Below are 13,648 nucleotides of genomic sequence, written 5' to 3' on the forward strand. Positions count from 1 at the left end.
TGAAAGACCTTAGGCTCCTGCGACACGCCACGCTGCACCAGATCGCGGGCGAAAGACGGCAGAGCAGGCAGACCCCATGACCACCCCGACACCCCCCGACAAGATGCCCAAGGGCCTGATGGCCGCCGCCCGCTGGGCCGCCGAGCGCACGCCCGACACCCGCAACCGCGCCGTCGATCTTTACCGGGCCATCGCGATCAGTTTCGTGATCCTCGGTCATTGGCTGCTGGTCGCCGCCGTCATGCGCGACGGCGAGGTGACGCTGGTGATCCTGTTGGCCGAACAACGCTGGACCCATTACGCCACCTGGCTCTTCCAGGTGATGCCGGTCTTCTTCTTCGTCGGCGGATTTTCCAACAGCCTGTCATGGGACTCCGCCCAGAAGGACCCGGAAACGAAGCGCGCCTGGGCCGCCACGCGCCTGTCGCGCCTTCTGAAACCGACCGTTCCCGTGGTTCTGGCCTGGGCCGCTGGCGGAGTGATCGCGCGCGCCATGGGCGTCTCGCCAGATCTGATCGGTTTTGCCTCGCAGGCTGCATTGGTGCCGGTCTGGTTTCTGGCCGTCTACATCGTCATCACCATGGCCGTGCCGGTCACCGTCGCGCTGTGGGATCGCATCGGTGTCCTGTCGGTCCTCCTGCTGGTCCTCGGTGCCATCGCCGTGGACGCCATCGCCTTCGGTCTCGATCAGGGCTGGCTGCGCTGGGCCAACTACGGCTTCGTCTGGCTGGCGGTGCACCAGCTTGGGTACTGGTGGCGCCGCGCCGCGCGGCCCAAGACATGGGCGCTGGGCTTCATCGCCTTGGGTGTCTCGTGGCTCTACGTTCTGATCGTGCAGTTCGGATACCCCGTCGCCATGGTCAGCGTGCCGGACGCCGAGATGTCCAACACGCGCCCGCCCACCACCGCGATGCTGGCCGTGGGGGCCATGCAGATCGGCGCGATCCTGCTTTTCACCGACCTCGCGCAGGCCTGGCTGCAGCGCACGCGGCCCTGGGCGTTGGTGATCCTCTTCAATCAGATGATCATGTCGATCTACCTGTGGCACATGACGGCGCTGATCATCGTCGTGGGCATCGCCGTGTTGTTGGGCGGCGTCGGCCTGCAAGAGCCGCCGGGCAGCAGCGCTTGGTGGGCCATGCGGCCCGTCTGGTTGGCGCTCTTCAGCGTCGTTCTGTTGCCTCTCGTCCTGGTCTTCGTGCGGTTCGAGGCCGGCAGCCGCACCAAACCCGCCGGTCGGCCCGGTCCGATCCTCGCCATGCTGGGCGCCCTGATGACCTGCGCCGGGCTTGTCGTCATGGCCATGGTCGGGCTTGGCGCGGACAATATCACCGGCGTCAACTGGCTGGCCGTGGGGCTTGTCGTCCTCGGTGTCCTGGTGGCGACGCGGCGCTGGCCCGGCAGGGCGGTCTGAACGCCGCTTCACCGAATTGTGCGAAAATCCGCACAGCAGAGGCGAGGCGCGTGCGGGAATCCGCACAGACCTTTCGCGGGTGACGCGGCTCACAGCGATTCGAAAGCCTTAATGCACTGATAGCGTTCGATATATTTTGATTCGGCTGATCTTCGCCCGAATCATCTTGAGGCATTTCCCCCATTCGCCATTCTTTGCCCCGCAATACCGTGACGGTATCGAAACCAGTCTCGAATTTGGGAGGAGAGACCATGAAATTCCTGTCTGCCGCAACCGCGGCACTCGCACTGACCGTGTCTGCCGGCGCCGTGAGCGCCGCCTGTGACGATGGCGAAATCGTCGTCAAGTTCAGCCACGTCACCAACACCGACAAACACCCCAAGGGCATCGCCGCCTCGCTGCTGCAAGAGCGCATCAACGAGGAAATGGACGGCAAGATGTGCATGGAGGTGTTCCCCAACTCCACGCTCTACAACGATGACCAGGTGCTCGAGGCGATGCTGCAGGGCGACGTCCAGCTGGCCGCACCGTCGCTGTCGAAATTCGAGAACTTCACCAAGGTCTTCCGCATTTTCGACCTGCCCTTCATGTTCAAGAACATCGACGCCGTGGACAGCTTCCAGGCCTCCGAGGCGGGTCAGGACATGCTCGATTCCATGCAGCGCCGCGGCCTGCAGGGGCTGGGCTTCTGGCATAACGGCATGAAGCAGTTCTCGGCCAATGTTCCGCTGGAAACGCCGGAAGACGCCAAGGGCCTGAAGTTCCGTGTGCAGACCTCCGACGTTCTGGTCGCGCAGATGGAAGCGCTCGGCGCCTCGCCGCAGCCGATGGCCTTCTCCGAGGTTTACGGCGCGCTGCAGACCGGCGTGGTCGACGGTCAGGAAAACACCTGGTCCAACATCTACGGCCAGAAGTTCTTCGAGGTGCAGGACGGCATCACCGAGACCAACCACGGCATCATCGACTACCTGCTGGTGACCTCGAGCGACTGGCTCGACTCGCTGGAACCCGACGTGCGCGACCAGTTCATGACCATCGTGGGTGAAGTGACCGAGACCCGGAACGCCGAAAGCTACAGCGTGAACCAGGAAAACCGCCAGGCGATCATCGACGCCGGCGGCGAGGTACGCGAGCTGAGCGCCGACCAGCGTCAGGCCTGGGTCGATGCGATGCGCCCGGTCTGGGACCAGTTCGTCGAGGATGTGGGCCAGGACAACATCGACGCGGCCCAGTCGCACAACAGCGGCAGCTGACGCAGGGCAAGGCGGGCGCGCGGCTGCGGCTTCCCTGAGGCCCGACCGTGCCCGCAGCGCCGGATACCGGCGGCACCACCCGTGTCGCCGGACCCTGCACCGGCCTTACCCCACATGATCCGGAGGGAAACGCCATGAGCGTGAGCGGATACACACCATCGGGCCCGGTCGGACGCGTCGTCCATCGCGCCGAGGAAATCTTCATCGCCCTGATCCTGGGCGCGATGACCCTGATCACCTTTGCCAACGTCGTGTTGCGCTACGGTTTCTCCGAAAGCCTGCTCTGGGGGCAGGAGGTGGTGGAAATCCTCTTCGCCTGGCTGGTCCTCTTCGGCATTTCCTACGGGTTCAAGGTCACCGCCCACCTGGGTGTGGATGCCATCGTCAACATGGTCGGCGGCGGACTCAAGCGGGTCATGGCGATCATCGCCTGTCTCGTCTGCGTGGCCTATGCCTTTCTTCTGCTCAAGGGCGCCTACGATTTCTGGGCGCCGTTCTCCAACCTCAATCCGACCTCGGGCCGCTGGTTCCCCACCGGCTTTGACGAGGCGCGCGCCCAGGGCTATGCCGTGGTCCGCCCTGTGCCGATCCCCTTCGGCAAGGAGTTCCTCGAGAACACGTTCAACTGGTACATGGACGGCGACACCCGCGTGGTCGAGGAATACGATTACCTCCCGCGCGTCATTCCCTACCTGATCCTGCCCATCGGCGCCGCACTGCTCCTCTTCCGCGTGCTTCAGGCGACCCTGGGCGTCATCCGCGGCACCCGCCAGCGCATCATCACCAGCCACGAGGCCGAGGACGCGGTGGAAACCGCCGCCGACAAGCTCGCCCGCGGCGAAGCCGTGAACAGGGGCTAGGACCATGGAAGTCGCATTTCTCTTCATCATGATCATCGGCCTGCTGCTGATCGGCGTGCCGATCGCGGTCTCGCTCGGGTTCTCCTCGATCGTGTTCCAGCTGATGTTCTCGAACACGTCCATCGGTGCGGTGGCCAAGTCGCTCTATGACGCGATGGCCGAACATTACACGCTGCTGGCCATCCCGTTCTTCATCCTCGCCTCCAGCTTCATGTCCACGGGCGGCGTGGCGAAACGGATCATCCGTTTCTCCATCGCCTGCGTCGGGCATCTGAAGGGCGGTCTGGCCATCGCGGGCGTTCTGGCCTGCATGATCTTCGCCGCGCTCTCGGGCTCTTCGCCCGCCACTGTGGTCGCCATCGGCACCATCGTGATCGCCGCCATGCGGCAGGTGGGCTACACCAAGGATTTCGCCGCCGGCGTCATCTGCAACGCCGGCACGCTCGGCATCCTTATCCCGCCCTCCATCGTGATGGTCGTCTACGCCTCGGCCACCGACGTGTCCGTGGGCCGGATGTTCCTAGCCGGTGTCATCCCCGGCCTGCTGGCCGGCACGATGCTGATGGTCACGATCTACATCATGGCCCGCATCCGCAACATGCCAGCCGGCGAGTGGAAAGGCTGGGCCGAGATCTTCGACAGCTTCCGCGACGCCTTCTGGGGCCTTCTGCTGATCGGGATCATCATGGGCGGCATCTATGGCCACCCGTGGATCAATCTCACCGGTGAGGGCAGCCTGATCTACTGGCAACCCGGCGCCTTCACCCCGACAGAGGCCGCCGCCGTCGCCGCCGTCTACGCTTTCTTCGTGGCCTGCTTTATCTATCGCGACATGGGCCCCCTGGCGGCACCGTCCGAAGAGGAGACCTATACCGGCGCCATGGGCGAGCGCAGCGTCAACGCCGCCGAGGCCCCGCGCCCCGCGACCCTGCTGCAAAAGCCCTGGGCGTTGGTCACGGCCTTCTGGCACCGCGACACGGTGAACACCGTCTTCGAGGGCGCGAAACTGACGATCACGCTGATGTTCATCATCGCCAACGCGCTTCTGCTGAAGCACGTGCTGACCGACGAACAGATCCCCCAGGCCATCGCCGAAAGCATGTTGGCCGCGGGCCTCGGCCCGGTGATGTTCCTGGTGATGGTCAACGTGATCCTGCTGATCGGCGGCCAGTTCATGGAGCCATCGGGGCTTCTGGTCATCGTGGCGCCGCTGGTGTTCCCCATCGCCATCGAACTCGGGATCGACCCCATCCACCTTGGCATCATCATGGTGGTGAACATGGAGATCGGGATGATCACGCCGCCCGTGGGCCTGAACCTCTTCGTCACCTCGGGCGTGGCCGGGATGCCGATGATGAACGTGGTGCGCGCGGCCTTGCCGTTCCTCGCCGTGCTCTTCGTCTTCCTGATCATGGTGACCTATATCCCGTGGATATCGACCTACCTGCCCACAACCTTCATGGGGCCGGAGATCATAACCAACTGACGCCACAGGCGCGCGGCTGGCACGTCGCGCGCCAGCACATTCTTCGCAGAAGAATGTGGCCAGAAAATCCTCCGAATTTTCAGCCGCCTTCGACCGCCCTCAGCGCCCTTTCCAGACCGGGTCGCGCTTTTCGGCAAAAGCCTTTGCGCCTTCCAGCTGGTCCTCGGAGTCATACAGCACGTCGACGCTCTCGAATTGCCGCCGCGTGATCCGGTTCATCGCGTCCTGGAATGTCATCGCCTCGGCCTCGCGTACGATCTCCTTGATCGCGGCGTAAACCAGCGGCGGCCCGCTCGCCAGCAAATCCGCCATCTCCCGCGCTTTTGCCATAAGCTGATCGCCGGGATGGATCTGGTTGATCAAGCCCCACCGCGCTGCTTCCTCGGCGTCGATCCAGCGTCCGGTCAGCAGCATCTCCATCGCGATATGATAGGGGATGCGCTTGGGCAGCTTCACGCTGGCCGCATCGGCCACCGTCCCCGACCGGATCTCGGGCAGGGCGAACTGCGCATGATCGGCGGCCAGGATGATGTCCGCGCTCAGCGCCCATTCCAGGCCGCCACCGCAACAGATCCCGTTCACCGCCGCGATGATCGGCTTGTTCATCGCCCGCATTTCCTGCAGGCCCCCAAAGCCGCCGACGCCGTAGTTGTCATCCACCGCATCGCCCCCGGCGGCGGCTTTCAGGTCCCAGCCGGGGCAGAAGAACTTGTCGCCCGCGCCGGTGATCAGCGCCACGCGCAGTTCCGGATCGTCGCGGAAGTCCTTGAACACGTCGCCCATGATCCGGCTGGTCGCCAGGTCGATCGCGTTGGCCTTGGGCCGGTCCAGCGTCACTTCCAGCACATGGCCGCGAGTCTCGGTCTTAACCGGGTTGTCCGTCATGTCAGTCTCCTTTCCGGATCAGTGCATCCGCCGCCACGGCCCTTTCGGTCGTGCAGATCAGCGGGTTGATCTCGATTTCCTCCAGCCGGTTGCGTTCGGCGCCGATATAGTCCTGCACCGCCAGAACGGCGCGTGCAATGGCGGCGCGGTCCGTGCCGGGCCTGCCGCGATACCCTGCAAGCACGGGGGCGATGCGCAAGCTGTCGAGCGCCCCGAACACCTCGTCCTCCGTCACGGGCAGGATAAGCGACACCGTGTCCCGCAGGATTTCCGTCAGCGTCCCGCCGGCCCCCAGCGTCAGCACGAACCCATGCGCCGGGTCCCGGACGACGCCGAGCAACAGCTCGGCCACGCCGTCGCCGATCATCTCCTCCAGCAGAAAGCCGTCGCAGGCCATGCCCTTGGCCGCTTCCTCGACTTCCAGCGCGTCCCGCAGACCAAGCGCCACCAGTCCGGCCTCGGTCTTGTGCGCGACGCCCATGCCCTTCAACACCACGGGAAAGCCGATCTCCTTGGCCGCCGCCACGGCCTCGTCGACCGTGTCCGCGACCATCGCCCGCGGAACGTCGAGGCCCGCGGCGGCCAGCGCGCGCTTCGCCTCGGCCTCCGCCAGCACTCTTGCGCGTTTCGGCCGGTCTCCCTGCACCACCGGCGCAGGCAGCGGGCCGCACCGGCCAATGAAGGCCGCTGCCTCGACAGCGGTCAGAAAATCGTCCAGTCCCTGCATCGGGATCATGCCGCCCGCCGTGGCGCGCGCGGCCATCGCCTCGGGCAGCAGCTCGGGCAGGGTGGACACCAGCACCAATGGTCTGCCGGTCTCGGCCACTGCCGTCGCCCCGGCCTCGAACACGCAGTCCCAGGCGCCGGGGTCGCATCGATCCGTGCGCGGAAAGTCTATTATCACACAGGTCAGGTTCGCCGAGCCCTCCTGCATGATGGCAAAGACCTGCGCCATGCGACCGGCGTCGTTCCAGATGAACGTGTGATAGTCCAGAGGGTTGGCCAGTGCGACCATGGGGCCGAGCGTCTCGCGCAGGCGGTCGTGTTGCGTCAGGGTCAGGTCGGGAAACGCAACCTTCCGGTCCTCGGCGCTGTCCGCCATCAGGCTGGCCTCGCCCCCCGAACAGGACAGGGAGGCCAGAGAGACACCGGACAACGGGCCTGCGTAGTGCAACAGCTTCGCCGTCTCCAGCAAGGCGGGCAGGCTGTCGACCTGCGCCACGCCCAGCCGCCGCAAAAGCGCGCGCGCTCCGGCGTCGCTGCCGGCGAGCGAGGCCGTGTGCGACACCGCCGCCGCCTGCGCCCGCGCCGACTTGCCGGCCTTCAGGGCGACCACGGGCTTGCCCAGGTCCCGGGCCGTTTGCACCAGCCGCTCGAAGGCGGGCACGTCGCCGATCCCTTCGATGTGCAGCGCCAGCACGGTCACCCGCGGGTCCTGCAACAGCGTGTGGCCCAGCTCCGCCAACCCGGTCTGCGCCTGGTTCCCGGCGGTGGTCACATAGGCCAGCGGCAGGCCGCGCGACTGCATCGAGATGTTGATCGCCATGTTGGAGCTTTGCGTCAGCACCGCCACGCCGCTTTCGACCCGCGCACCACCATGCTGATCCGGCCACAAGAGCGCGCCGTCCAGGTAGTTGATGAAACCATAGCAGTTGGGTCCCAGGAGCGGCATCTCGCCCGCGGCCTCCAGCAACGTCGCCTGAAGGTCGGCCCCGTCGCCGGTTTCGGCCTGCGCCTCGCTGAAGCCACTTGCGAAACAGACCGCACCGCCCGCGCCCATCTCGCGCAGTTGGCGGACGACATCGACCGTGGCGTGTCGGTTCACCCCGATGAAGACGGCATCCGGTGGCGCGGGCAAATCATCCAGCCGGGCGCAGGCAGGCAGGCCCGCGATTTCCGCCTTCGCCGGATGGACCGGCCAGACCGGGCCGGGAAATGCCATCTTCCGGCACTGCTCGACGACACTGGTGCACCAGGCCCCGCCGCCGATCACCGCAATCGACTTCGGCTGAATGAGGCGGCTCAGGTCGCGCATGGGGCGGATCCTTGCGCCGAAGAGTTTATTGCCTCCGGCGGGGATATTTCCGGCCAGAGGAAGAAACGGTTTGTTAACCACGCCCTGCAATGCTTGCCATGCGGTACAGGCGGGGACGCCGATGACCGCGCCAGGGGAAGAGGCCGCGCCTTTTCCCGGGGGGGGCTTTCCCGGCTCCCCCCTTTTCCTCTGGCCGAAAATATCCTCGCCGAAGGCATTCGTCTCTTATGCCCCCAGCGGCCGCAGAAGCTCGCGGCTGATGATGTGGCGCTGGATCTCGGACGTCCCGTCCCAGATCCGCTCGACCCGTGCGTCGCGCCAGAACCGCTCGACCGGGAAGTCGTCCATCAGGCCCATGCCGCCGAAGATCTGCAAGGTGGCGTCGGTCACGCGGGCCAGCATCTCGCTGGCAAAGAGCTTGGCCGAGGCGATCTCGCGGTTCGCCGGCAGGCCCTGATCCAGCCGCCATGCCGCGGCCAGCGTCAGCCAGTCGGCGGCGTCGATCTCGGTGACCATGTCCGCGATCTGAAAGCTCACGCCCTGGAACTTGCCGATCTGCTGGCCGAACTGTTTGCGCTCGGCGGCGTAGTTCAACGCGTAATCAAAGGCCCGGCGCGCCCGTCCCACGCTCATCGTCGCCACGGTGATCCGCGTGGCGTAGAGCCATTCGTTCATTACCGCGAATCCGCCGTCGACGTCGCCCAGCACCTGCGCGTCGGGCAGCCGGCAATCGTCGAATTCCAGCACCATGTTCTTGTAGCCCCGGTGGCTGACCGACTTGTAGCCGTCGCGGATGGTGAAGCCCGGCGTGCCACGATCCACTAGGAAGGCGGTGATGCGCTTCTTGGGTCCTTTCGGCGTGTCGTCCTCGCCCGTGGCGATGAAGACGATGATGAAATCGGCATGATCCGCGCCCGAGATGAAATGCTTGGTGCCGTTCACCACCCAGTCGCCGCCGTCACGTTTGGCGAAGCACTTCATTCCGCGCACATCCGACCCGGCATCGGGCTCGGTCATCGCCAGCGCATCCATCCGCTCGCCCCGCACGGCGGGCATGAGGTACCGCTCACGCTGCTCGCCCTCGCAGGCCATCAGGATATTCTGCGGCCGGCCGAAGAAATGCGTCAGCGCCATCGACCCGCGCCCCAATTCCCGCTCGACCAGCGCGAAATCCACGTGGCCGAGGCCCGCGCCGCCCACCTCTTCGGGAAAGTTGCAGGCGTAAAACCCGAGATCCATGCATTTGCGCTTGATCTCTTGCGCCACCTCGTCCGGCACCTCGCCGGTCCGTTCGACAAGTTCCTCGTGCGGATAGATCTCCTTCTCGACGAAACTGCGCACCGTCGAGACGATCATCTCCTGCTCGTCGGTCAATCCGAAATGCATGGTCTCACTCCTCCGCGTGCAGGGCGGCCAGCGCCGCCACCTTCTCTGCCACATCCTCTGGCGGCGCGCAGGTGCGCCGGGTCTCCAGGCTCACATGCAGCATCAGCTGGTCGCAGGTCGCCATCACCTCGCCGTCGCTCTTGCGCTTCATCTCGTGAAAACAGCGCAGCTTCTTGCCGCCGCCTTCGGTCACCCGACTCTCGACGATGATCGCTTCCCCGGCCCGCGTTTCGGCCAGGTACTTGATCGTCGTCTCCACCGTGAAATAGCTCAGCTGCCGCTCACTCACATAGGCCTCGTCCGCGCCCACATAGGCCATCACGCCCTCAGCCGCATCGCTGAAAACCTGCCCGTAGCGGCCCTCGTTCATATGCCCGTTCATGTCGGTCCAGTCGACCGGCACCATCCGGTCCTGCGTGATCATCGGCCGGGCGTCCTGCGGCGGATGCATCAGCGTCCTTTGATGCTGACCGACCAGCTTGCCCGAAGCGGTGCCCTGCTGTTTCAGCGCCCGCATCATGGCAATCAGGTTGCGGTCGCGCTTGCGCTCCAGCTCGCGGATCGACAGGTGCCCCGACTGCGCGTCCGACTGGTCCGCGATCAGGTCCACCAACTCGGGCGTGAACTCCGGCACATCCATCAGCTTGGTCCAGGGCCAGCTCAGCGCCGGACCGAACTGCGCCATGAAATGCCGCATCCCGGCCTCGCCGCCGGCCACGCGGTAGGTCTCAAACAGGCCCATCTGCCCCCAACGCAGGCCAAAGCCGTAGCGGATGGCGTTGTCGATCTCCTCGGTGGTGGCGATGCCGTCCTTGACCAGCCACAGCGCCTCGCGCCAGACAGCCTCGAGGAAGCGGTCCGCGATATGCGCGTCGATCTCCTTGCGCACATGCAGGGGATAGAGCCCCACCTGGGTCAGCGTCGCCTTGGCCACCTCGACCATCTCGGGCGATGTGGCCTCGGACGGCACCACCTCGATCAGCGGCAGCAGGTAGACCGGGTTGAACGGGTGCGTGACCATGATCGTCGACGGGTCGGTCGCATCTTGCTGCAATTCCGACGGCTTGAACCCACTGGTCGAGGAGCCAATGGGCACGCCCGGTGCTGCGGCCTGGATCTCGGCAAAGACCTTGTGCTTCAGGTCGAGCCGCTCGCTCACGCTTTCCTGGATCCAGTCCGCGCCGTCGACCGCCTCGGCAATCGAGCCGTGAAAACTCAGCTTCCCCTCGGCGGGCAGGGCGCAGTCATAGAGCATCGGCAACGCACCCCGCGCATTTTCCAGAACCTCGCCCACCTTGCGCTCGGCTTGCGGGTCGGGGTCGAACACCCGCACATCCCAGCCGTTCAGCAGGAACCGCGCGGCCCAGCCGCCGCCGATCACGCCGCCACCGATGATTGCCGCCCGTTTCGTCATCGTCGTTCCCTTCGTCATCTCACCTTGATCCGCGAGGTGTCATAGCCGTTGAAATTCAGAATTTCCGCCGCCGCCCGCAGCCGGTCCGCACCGCCTTCGGGGCGACGGTCGAGGATCCAGCCATAGCTGCCGTCAGGCGTCCCGATCGCCGCCGTGCGGAAATCGTCGTCCACCCAGACGACCCACATCTGCCGCGGCGCTTCGCCCTCGCGGTTCAGTTGCCAACGATTCTGCCCCAGCGGCTTTGCCATCCATATCTCGGTGTCCGTTTCGCAGTCGCCGGACAGCAGGCAAGCCTCGTTGCGGAACTCCACCGCCTGCTGGCCGCGCAGATCGGGCAGCAGCGTCACCATCGCCAAACCGCCGTCGCCGGGGAAATACCCCCGCACGAACCACGGCCCGCCCATGTCCTGCATCCCGTTGCCGCGCGTCGTGACCGACAGCGGCTGCCCCGTGTCGCGAAACGATCCCTCGCGCGAGGTGGGCCCGCCGCCGCAGCCCGCCAGCATCAGCAAGCCCATGCCTGCTCCGATCACGTGTTTCAGCATCGCGTTCTCCTTTCCGCAATATCCGGATCGTCCGGGCCGTCGAACACGGCAAGACTGTCCCGGGTAAAGGAGACACATGATGAGCATACAGTTTCAACCTCTGCCGACCGATCAGGTGCGGCACCTGCGCGGAACCCTGCGCGATATCCACGACCAGCCCATCGAAGCGCTGGTATCCGACGGCACGGGAACCCCATGCCGCCATTGCCTGCGAACCGTCCCGGACGGGAAGCGCTATCTCGTTCTGGCATGGCGCCCGTTCCAGGGATTGAACCCCTATACGGAAACCGGGCCGATCTTTCTATGTGCAGACGATTGCGACGCGGCCTCACTGGCAGACACATTGCCGCCGATGCTGACGGCGCCGACCTATATCGTCCGGGGCTACACATCCGACGAGCGCATATGCCCGGGCACGGGTCAGGTAACCGCGACGCCGCAGATCCGAACCTACGCGGCGCGCTTGCTGGAGACCCCGAAGATCGCGTTCGTCGACCTCCGCAGCGCGTCGAACAATTGCTTCCTGTGCCGGGTCGTGCGGGCCAAATAGGGCGCATGATCATGGCACCAGCGTTTCCGTGTGGCCGTCCACCGCCATCACCTGCCCAGAGATCTTGGACGCGCCCGACGAGGCGAGAAACAGCACCATGTCGGCCAGATCGTCCGCCGTGACCCAGCTGCGCAGGCTGACGCCCCTGACGTATTGCGCGCGCACCTCGTCCTCGGTCTTGCCGCTGGCGGCGGCCTCCATGGCCACGACCCGGTCCATCCGGTCGCCTTCCACGGCTCCGGGGGCGATGGCGTTGACGCGCACGCCCGCCGGGCCCAGCTCCATCGCCAGTGTCTTGGTCAGCCCCACCAGCGCCCACTTGGCCGAGGAATAGGGCGAGCGATAGGGATAGCCCCATTGCCCCGCCGTCGAAGTCGTCAGCACGATCAGCCCTGAGCCCTGCGCCCGCATCACCCGCGCGGCCCAGCGGCAGGTCAGGAACGACCCGTGCAGGTTGACCGCCACGCACTGCTGCCACGCGGCATAATCGAGGTCCTCGATCAGTCCCGCCTGCCCGCCGGTCCCGGCATTGGCACACACGACGTCCGCGCCGCCCCATTCGCCTTCGACCTGACCCAGGAAAGCGTCCATCTGCGCCTCGTCGGTGACATCGGCCTGTTGCGCTATGATCGAAGGATTGGCCTCGGCCATCGCGGCCACCGCCACCGGGTCGGCGTCGCAGATCGCCATGCGGTCGCCCGCCTCCAGAAACCGTTCGGCCAGCCGCTTGCCGATGCCCGACGCGCCGGCGGTGATGACCACGCGGCGGCTCATGGACGGGTATCCCGACACGCGCAGATGACACCGACGCGATGCAACCGGGATACCGACGCGATACCGACAGCCATTTTTAGACCGGCGCCCGCTTGGTCAGGCCCAGCTTCTTGCGCACGTCTTCCGGTCCGATCACGCGGGCGCCCAGCCGTTCGATGATCTCTTTCGCCCGCGCGACAAGCTGCTCGTTGGTGGCCAGCACGCCCTTGTCCAGCATCAGGTTGTCCTCCAACCCGACGCGCACGTGGCCGCCCGCCAGGACCGAGGCCGCGACATAGGGCATCTGGTTGCGCCCCAGCCCGAAGGCGCTGAAGGTCCAGTCCTGAGGCACGTTGTTGACCATCGCCATGAAGGTATTCAGGTCATCCGGCGCGCCCCACGGCACGCCCATGCACAGCTGCACCAGCGCGGGACTGTCCAGGACGCCATCGCTAACAAGTTGTTTTGCATACCACAAATGGCCCGTGTCGAAGGCTTCGATCTCGGGCTTCACGCCCAGTTCCGTCATCATCCGGCCCATCGCCGTCAGCATGCCGGGCGTGTTGGTCATGACGTAATCGGCCTCGGCAAAGTTCATCGTGCCGCAATCCAAGGTGCAGATTTCCGGGCGGCATTCGGCCACATGCGCCACCCGCTCGGTGGCGCCGATCATGTCGGTCGCGTCCTCTTTCAGAGGAAGCGGGTTTTCGACATTGCCGAACACCATGTCCCCGCCCATCCCCGCGGTCAGGTTCAGCACCACGTCGACCTCCGCGTCCCGGATGCGCTCGGTCACTTCGCGGAACATCTTCACATCGCGCGACGGCACCCCGGTCTCGGGATCCCGCACATGGCAATGCACAACCGCCGCACCCGCTTTCGCCGCCGCGATGGCGCTCTCGGCGATCTGCTGAGGGCTGCGCGGCACGTGCGGGCTCTTGTCCTGCGTTCCACCCGATCCGGTCACGGCACAGGTGATGAAAACCTCTCGGTTCATGGCAAGCGGCATGGTGGTCTCCCTTTTCGTTAACGAGATCATATCGCGCTGGCTTTGTCGCAGAGTT

12 protein-coding genes are annotated in these 13,648 nt (G+C 65.6%); 5 read left to right on the forward strand and 7 right to left on the reverse strand.

What is annotated here, in order from left to right; all coding sequences use genetic code 11:
• Nucleotides 1-76: 76 nt before the first annotated feature.
• The 4 genes from FIU89_RS03935 to FIU89_RS03950 all read left to right on the forward strand — a co-directional run bounded on the left by FIU89_RS03935 (nucleotide 77) and on the right by FIU89_RS03950 (nucleotide 5,013).
• Nucleotides 77-1,414, forward strand: coding sequence for an acyltransferase (locus FIU89_RS03935; RefSeq protein WP_152491384.1), 1,338 nt, complete (start codon nucleotides 77-79; stop codon nucleotides 1,412-1,414).
• Between the two features lie 251 nt (nucleotides 1,415-1,665).
• The gene (locus FIU89_RS03940; RefSeq protein WP_152491385.1) at nucleotides 1,666-2,667 is read left to right on the forward strand and encodes a DctP family TRAP transporter solute-binding subunit; all 1,002 of its coding nucleotides are present in this window, start codon (nucleotides 1,666-1,668) and stop codon (nucleotides 2,665-2,667) included.
• 134 nt (nucleotides 2,668-2,801) lie between these two features.
• The gene (locus FIU89_RS03945; RefSeq protein WP_152491386.1) at nucleotides 2,802-3,527 is read left to right on the forward strand and encodes a TRAP transporter small permease; all 726 of its coding nucleotides are present in this window, start codon (nucleotides 2,802-2,804) and stop codon (nucleotides 3,525-3,527) included.
• Between the two features lie 4 nt (nucleotides 3,528-3,531).
• Nucleotides 3,532-5,013, forward strand: a complete 1,482-nt coding sequence (locus FIU89_RS03950; RefSeq protein ID WP_152491387.1) for a TRAP transporter large permease — start codon at nucleotides 3,532-3,534, stop codon at nucleotides 5,011-5,013.
• 99 nt (nucleotides 5,014-5,112) lie between these two features.
• Here the strand turns inward: FIU89_RS03950 and FIU89_RS03955 are convergent, their stop codons facing one another.
• The 5 genes from FIU89_RS03955 to FIU89_RS03975 all read right to left on the reverse strand — a co-directional run bounded on the left by FIU89_RS03955 (nucleotide 5,113) and on the right by FIU89_RS03975 (nucleotide 11,281).
• On the reverse strand, nucleotides 5,113-5,898 hold the full coding sequence (locus tag FIU89_RS03955) for a carnitinyl-CoA dehydratase (protein WP_152491388.1): 786 nt from the start codon (nucleotides 5,896-5,898) through the stop codon (nucleotides 5,113-5,115).
• 1 nt (nucleotide 5,899) lies between these two features.
• Nucleotides 5,900-7,933, reverse strand: a complete 2,034-nt coding sequence (locus FIU89_RS03960; RefSeq protein ID WP_152491389.1) for an acetate--CoA ligase family protein — start codon at nucleotides 7,931-7,933, stop codon at nucleotides 5,900-5,902.
• 225 nt (nucleotides 7,934-8,158) lie between these two features.
• The gene (locus FIU89_RS03965) at nucleotides 8,159-9,319 is read right to left on the reverse strand and encodes an acyl-CoA dehydrogenase family protein (RefSeq protein ID WP_152491390.1); all 1,161 of its coding nucleotides are present in this window, start codon (nucleotides 9,317-9,319) and stop codon (nucleotides 8,159-8,161) included.
• A gap of 4 nt (nucleotides 9,320-9,323) precedes the next feature.
• The gene (locus FIU89_RS03970; RefSeq protein ID WP_152494391.1) at nucleotides 9,324-10,733 is read right to left on the reverse strand and encodes a carnitine 3-dehydrogenase; all 1,410 of its coding nucleotides are present in this window, start codon (nucleotides 10,731-10,733) and stop codon (nucleotides 9,324-9,326) included.
• Between the two features lie 14 nt (nucleotides 10,734-10,747).
• On the reverse strand, nucleotides 10,748-11,281 hold the full coding sequence (locus tag FIU89_RS03975) for a lipocalin family protein (RefSeq protein ID WP_172978020.1): 534 nt from the start codon (nucleotides 11,279-11,281) through the stop codon (nucleotides 10,748-10,750).
• A gap of 79 nt (nucleotides 11,282-11,360) precedes the next feature.
• Between FIU89_RS03975 and FIU89_RS03980 the strand changes: the two genes are divergently transcribed.
• Nucleotides 11,361-11,831: a DUF1203 domain-containing protein gene (locus FIU89_RS03980; RefSeq protein WP_152491392.1), complete on the forward strand. Its 471-nt coding sequence runs from the start codon at nucleotides 11,361-11,363 to the stop codon at nucleotides 11,829-11,831.
• A gap of 9 nt (nucleotides 11,832-11,840) precedes the next feature.
• Here FIU89_RS03980 and FIU89_RS03985 read toward each other — a convergent pair whose 3' ends face one another.
• Both FIU89_RS03985 and FIU89_RS03990 read right to left on the reverse strand, forming a co-directional pair.
• Nucleotides 11,841-12,605, reverse strand: a complete 765-nt coding sequence (locus FIU89_RS03985; RefSeq protein WP_152491393.1) for an SDR family oxidoreductase — start codon at nucleotides 12,603-12,605, stop codon at nucleotides 11,841-11,843.
• Between the two features lie 76 nt (nucleotides 12,606-12,681).
• Complete coding sequence (locus tag FIU89_RS03990; protein WP_152491394.1) at nucleotides 12,682-13,593, reverse strand: 3-keto-5-aminohexanoate cleavage protein; 912 nt, start codon at nucleotides 13,591-13,593, stop codon at nucleotides 12,682-12,684.
• Nucleotides 13,594-13,648 lie beyond the last annotated feature (55 nt).

It is taken from the genome of Roseovarius sp. THAF27 (genome assembly GCF_009363655.1).
Classification (GTDB): Bacteria; Pseudomonadota; Alphaproteobacteria; order Rhodobacterales; family Rhodobacteraceae; genus Roseovarius.

Coding starts and splice junctions, on each gene's coding strand:
- FIU89_RS03960 (WP_152491389.1), bottom strand. CDS start 7,933: ATGCGCGACCTGAGCCGCCTCATTCAGCCGAAGTCGATTGCGGTGATC.
- FIU89_RS03955 (WP_152491388.1), bottom strand. CDS start 5,898: ATGACGGACAACCCGGTTAAGACCGAGACTCGCGGCCATGTGCTGGAA.
- FIU89_RS03970 (WP_152494391.1), bottom strand. CDS start 10,733: ATGACGAAACGGGCGGCAATCATCGGTGGCGGCGTGATCGGCGGCGGC.
- FIU89_RS03985 (WP_152491393.1), bottom strand. CDS start 12,605: ATGAGCCGCCGCGTGGTCATCACCGCCGGCGCGTCGGGCATCGGCAAG.
- FIU89_RS03945 (WP_152491386.1), top strand. CDS start 2,802: ATGAGCGTGAGCGGATACACACCATCGGGCCCGGTCGGACGCGTCGTC.
- FIU89_RS03940 (WP_152491385.1), top strand. CDS start 1,666: ATGAAATTCCTGTCTGCCGCAACCGCGGCACTCGCACTGACCGTGTCT.
- FIU89_RS03965 (WP_152491390.1), bottom strand. CDS start 9,319: ATGCATTTCGGATTGACCGACGAGCAGGAGATGATCGTCTCGACGGTG.
- FIU89_RS03935 (WP_152491384.1), top strand. CDS start 77: ATGACCACCCCGACACCCCCCGACAAGATGCCCAAGGGCCTGATGGCC.
- FIU89_RS03975 (WP_172978020.1), bottom strand. CDS start 11,281: ATGCTGAAACACGTGATCGGAGCAGGCATGGGCTTGCTGATGCTGGCG.
- FIU89_RS03990 (WP_152491394.1), bottom strand. CDS start 13,593: ATGCCGCTTGCCATGAACCGAGAGGTTTTCATCACCTGTGCCGTGACC.
- FIU89_RS03980 (WP_152491392.1), top strand. CDS start 11,361: ATGAGCATACAGTTTCAACCTCTGCCGACCGATCAGGTGCGGCACCTG.
- FIU89_RS03950 (WP_152491387.1), top strand. CDS start 3,532: ATGGAAGTCGCATTTCTCTTCATCATGATCATCGGCCTGCTGCTGATC.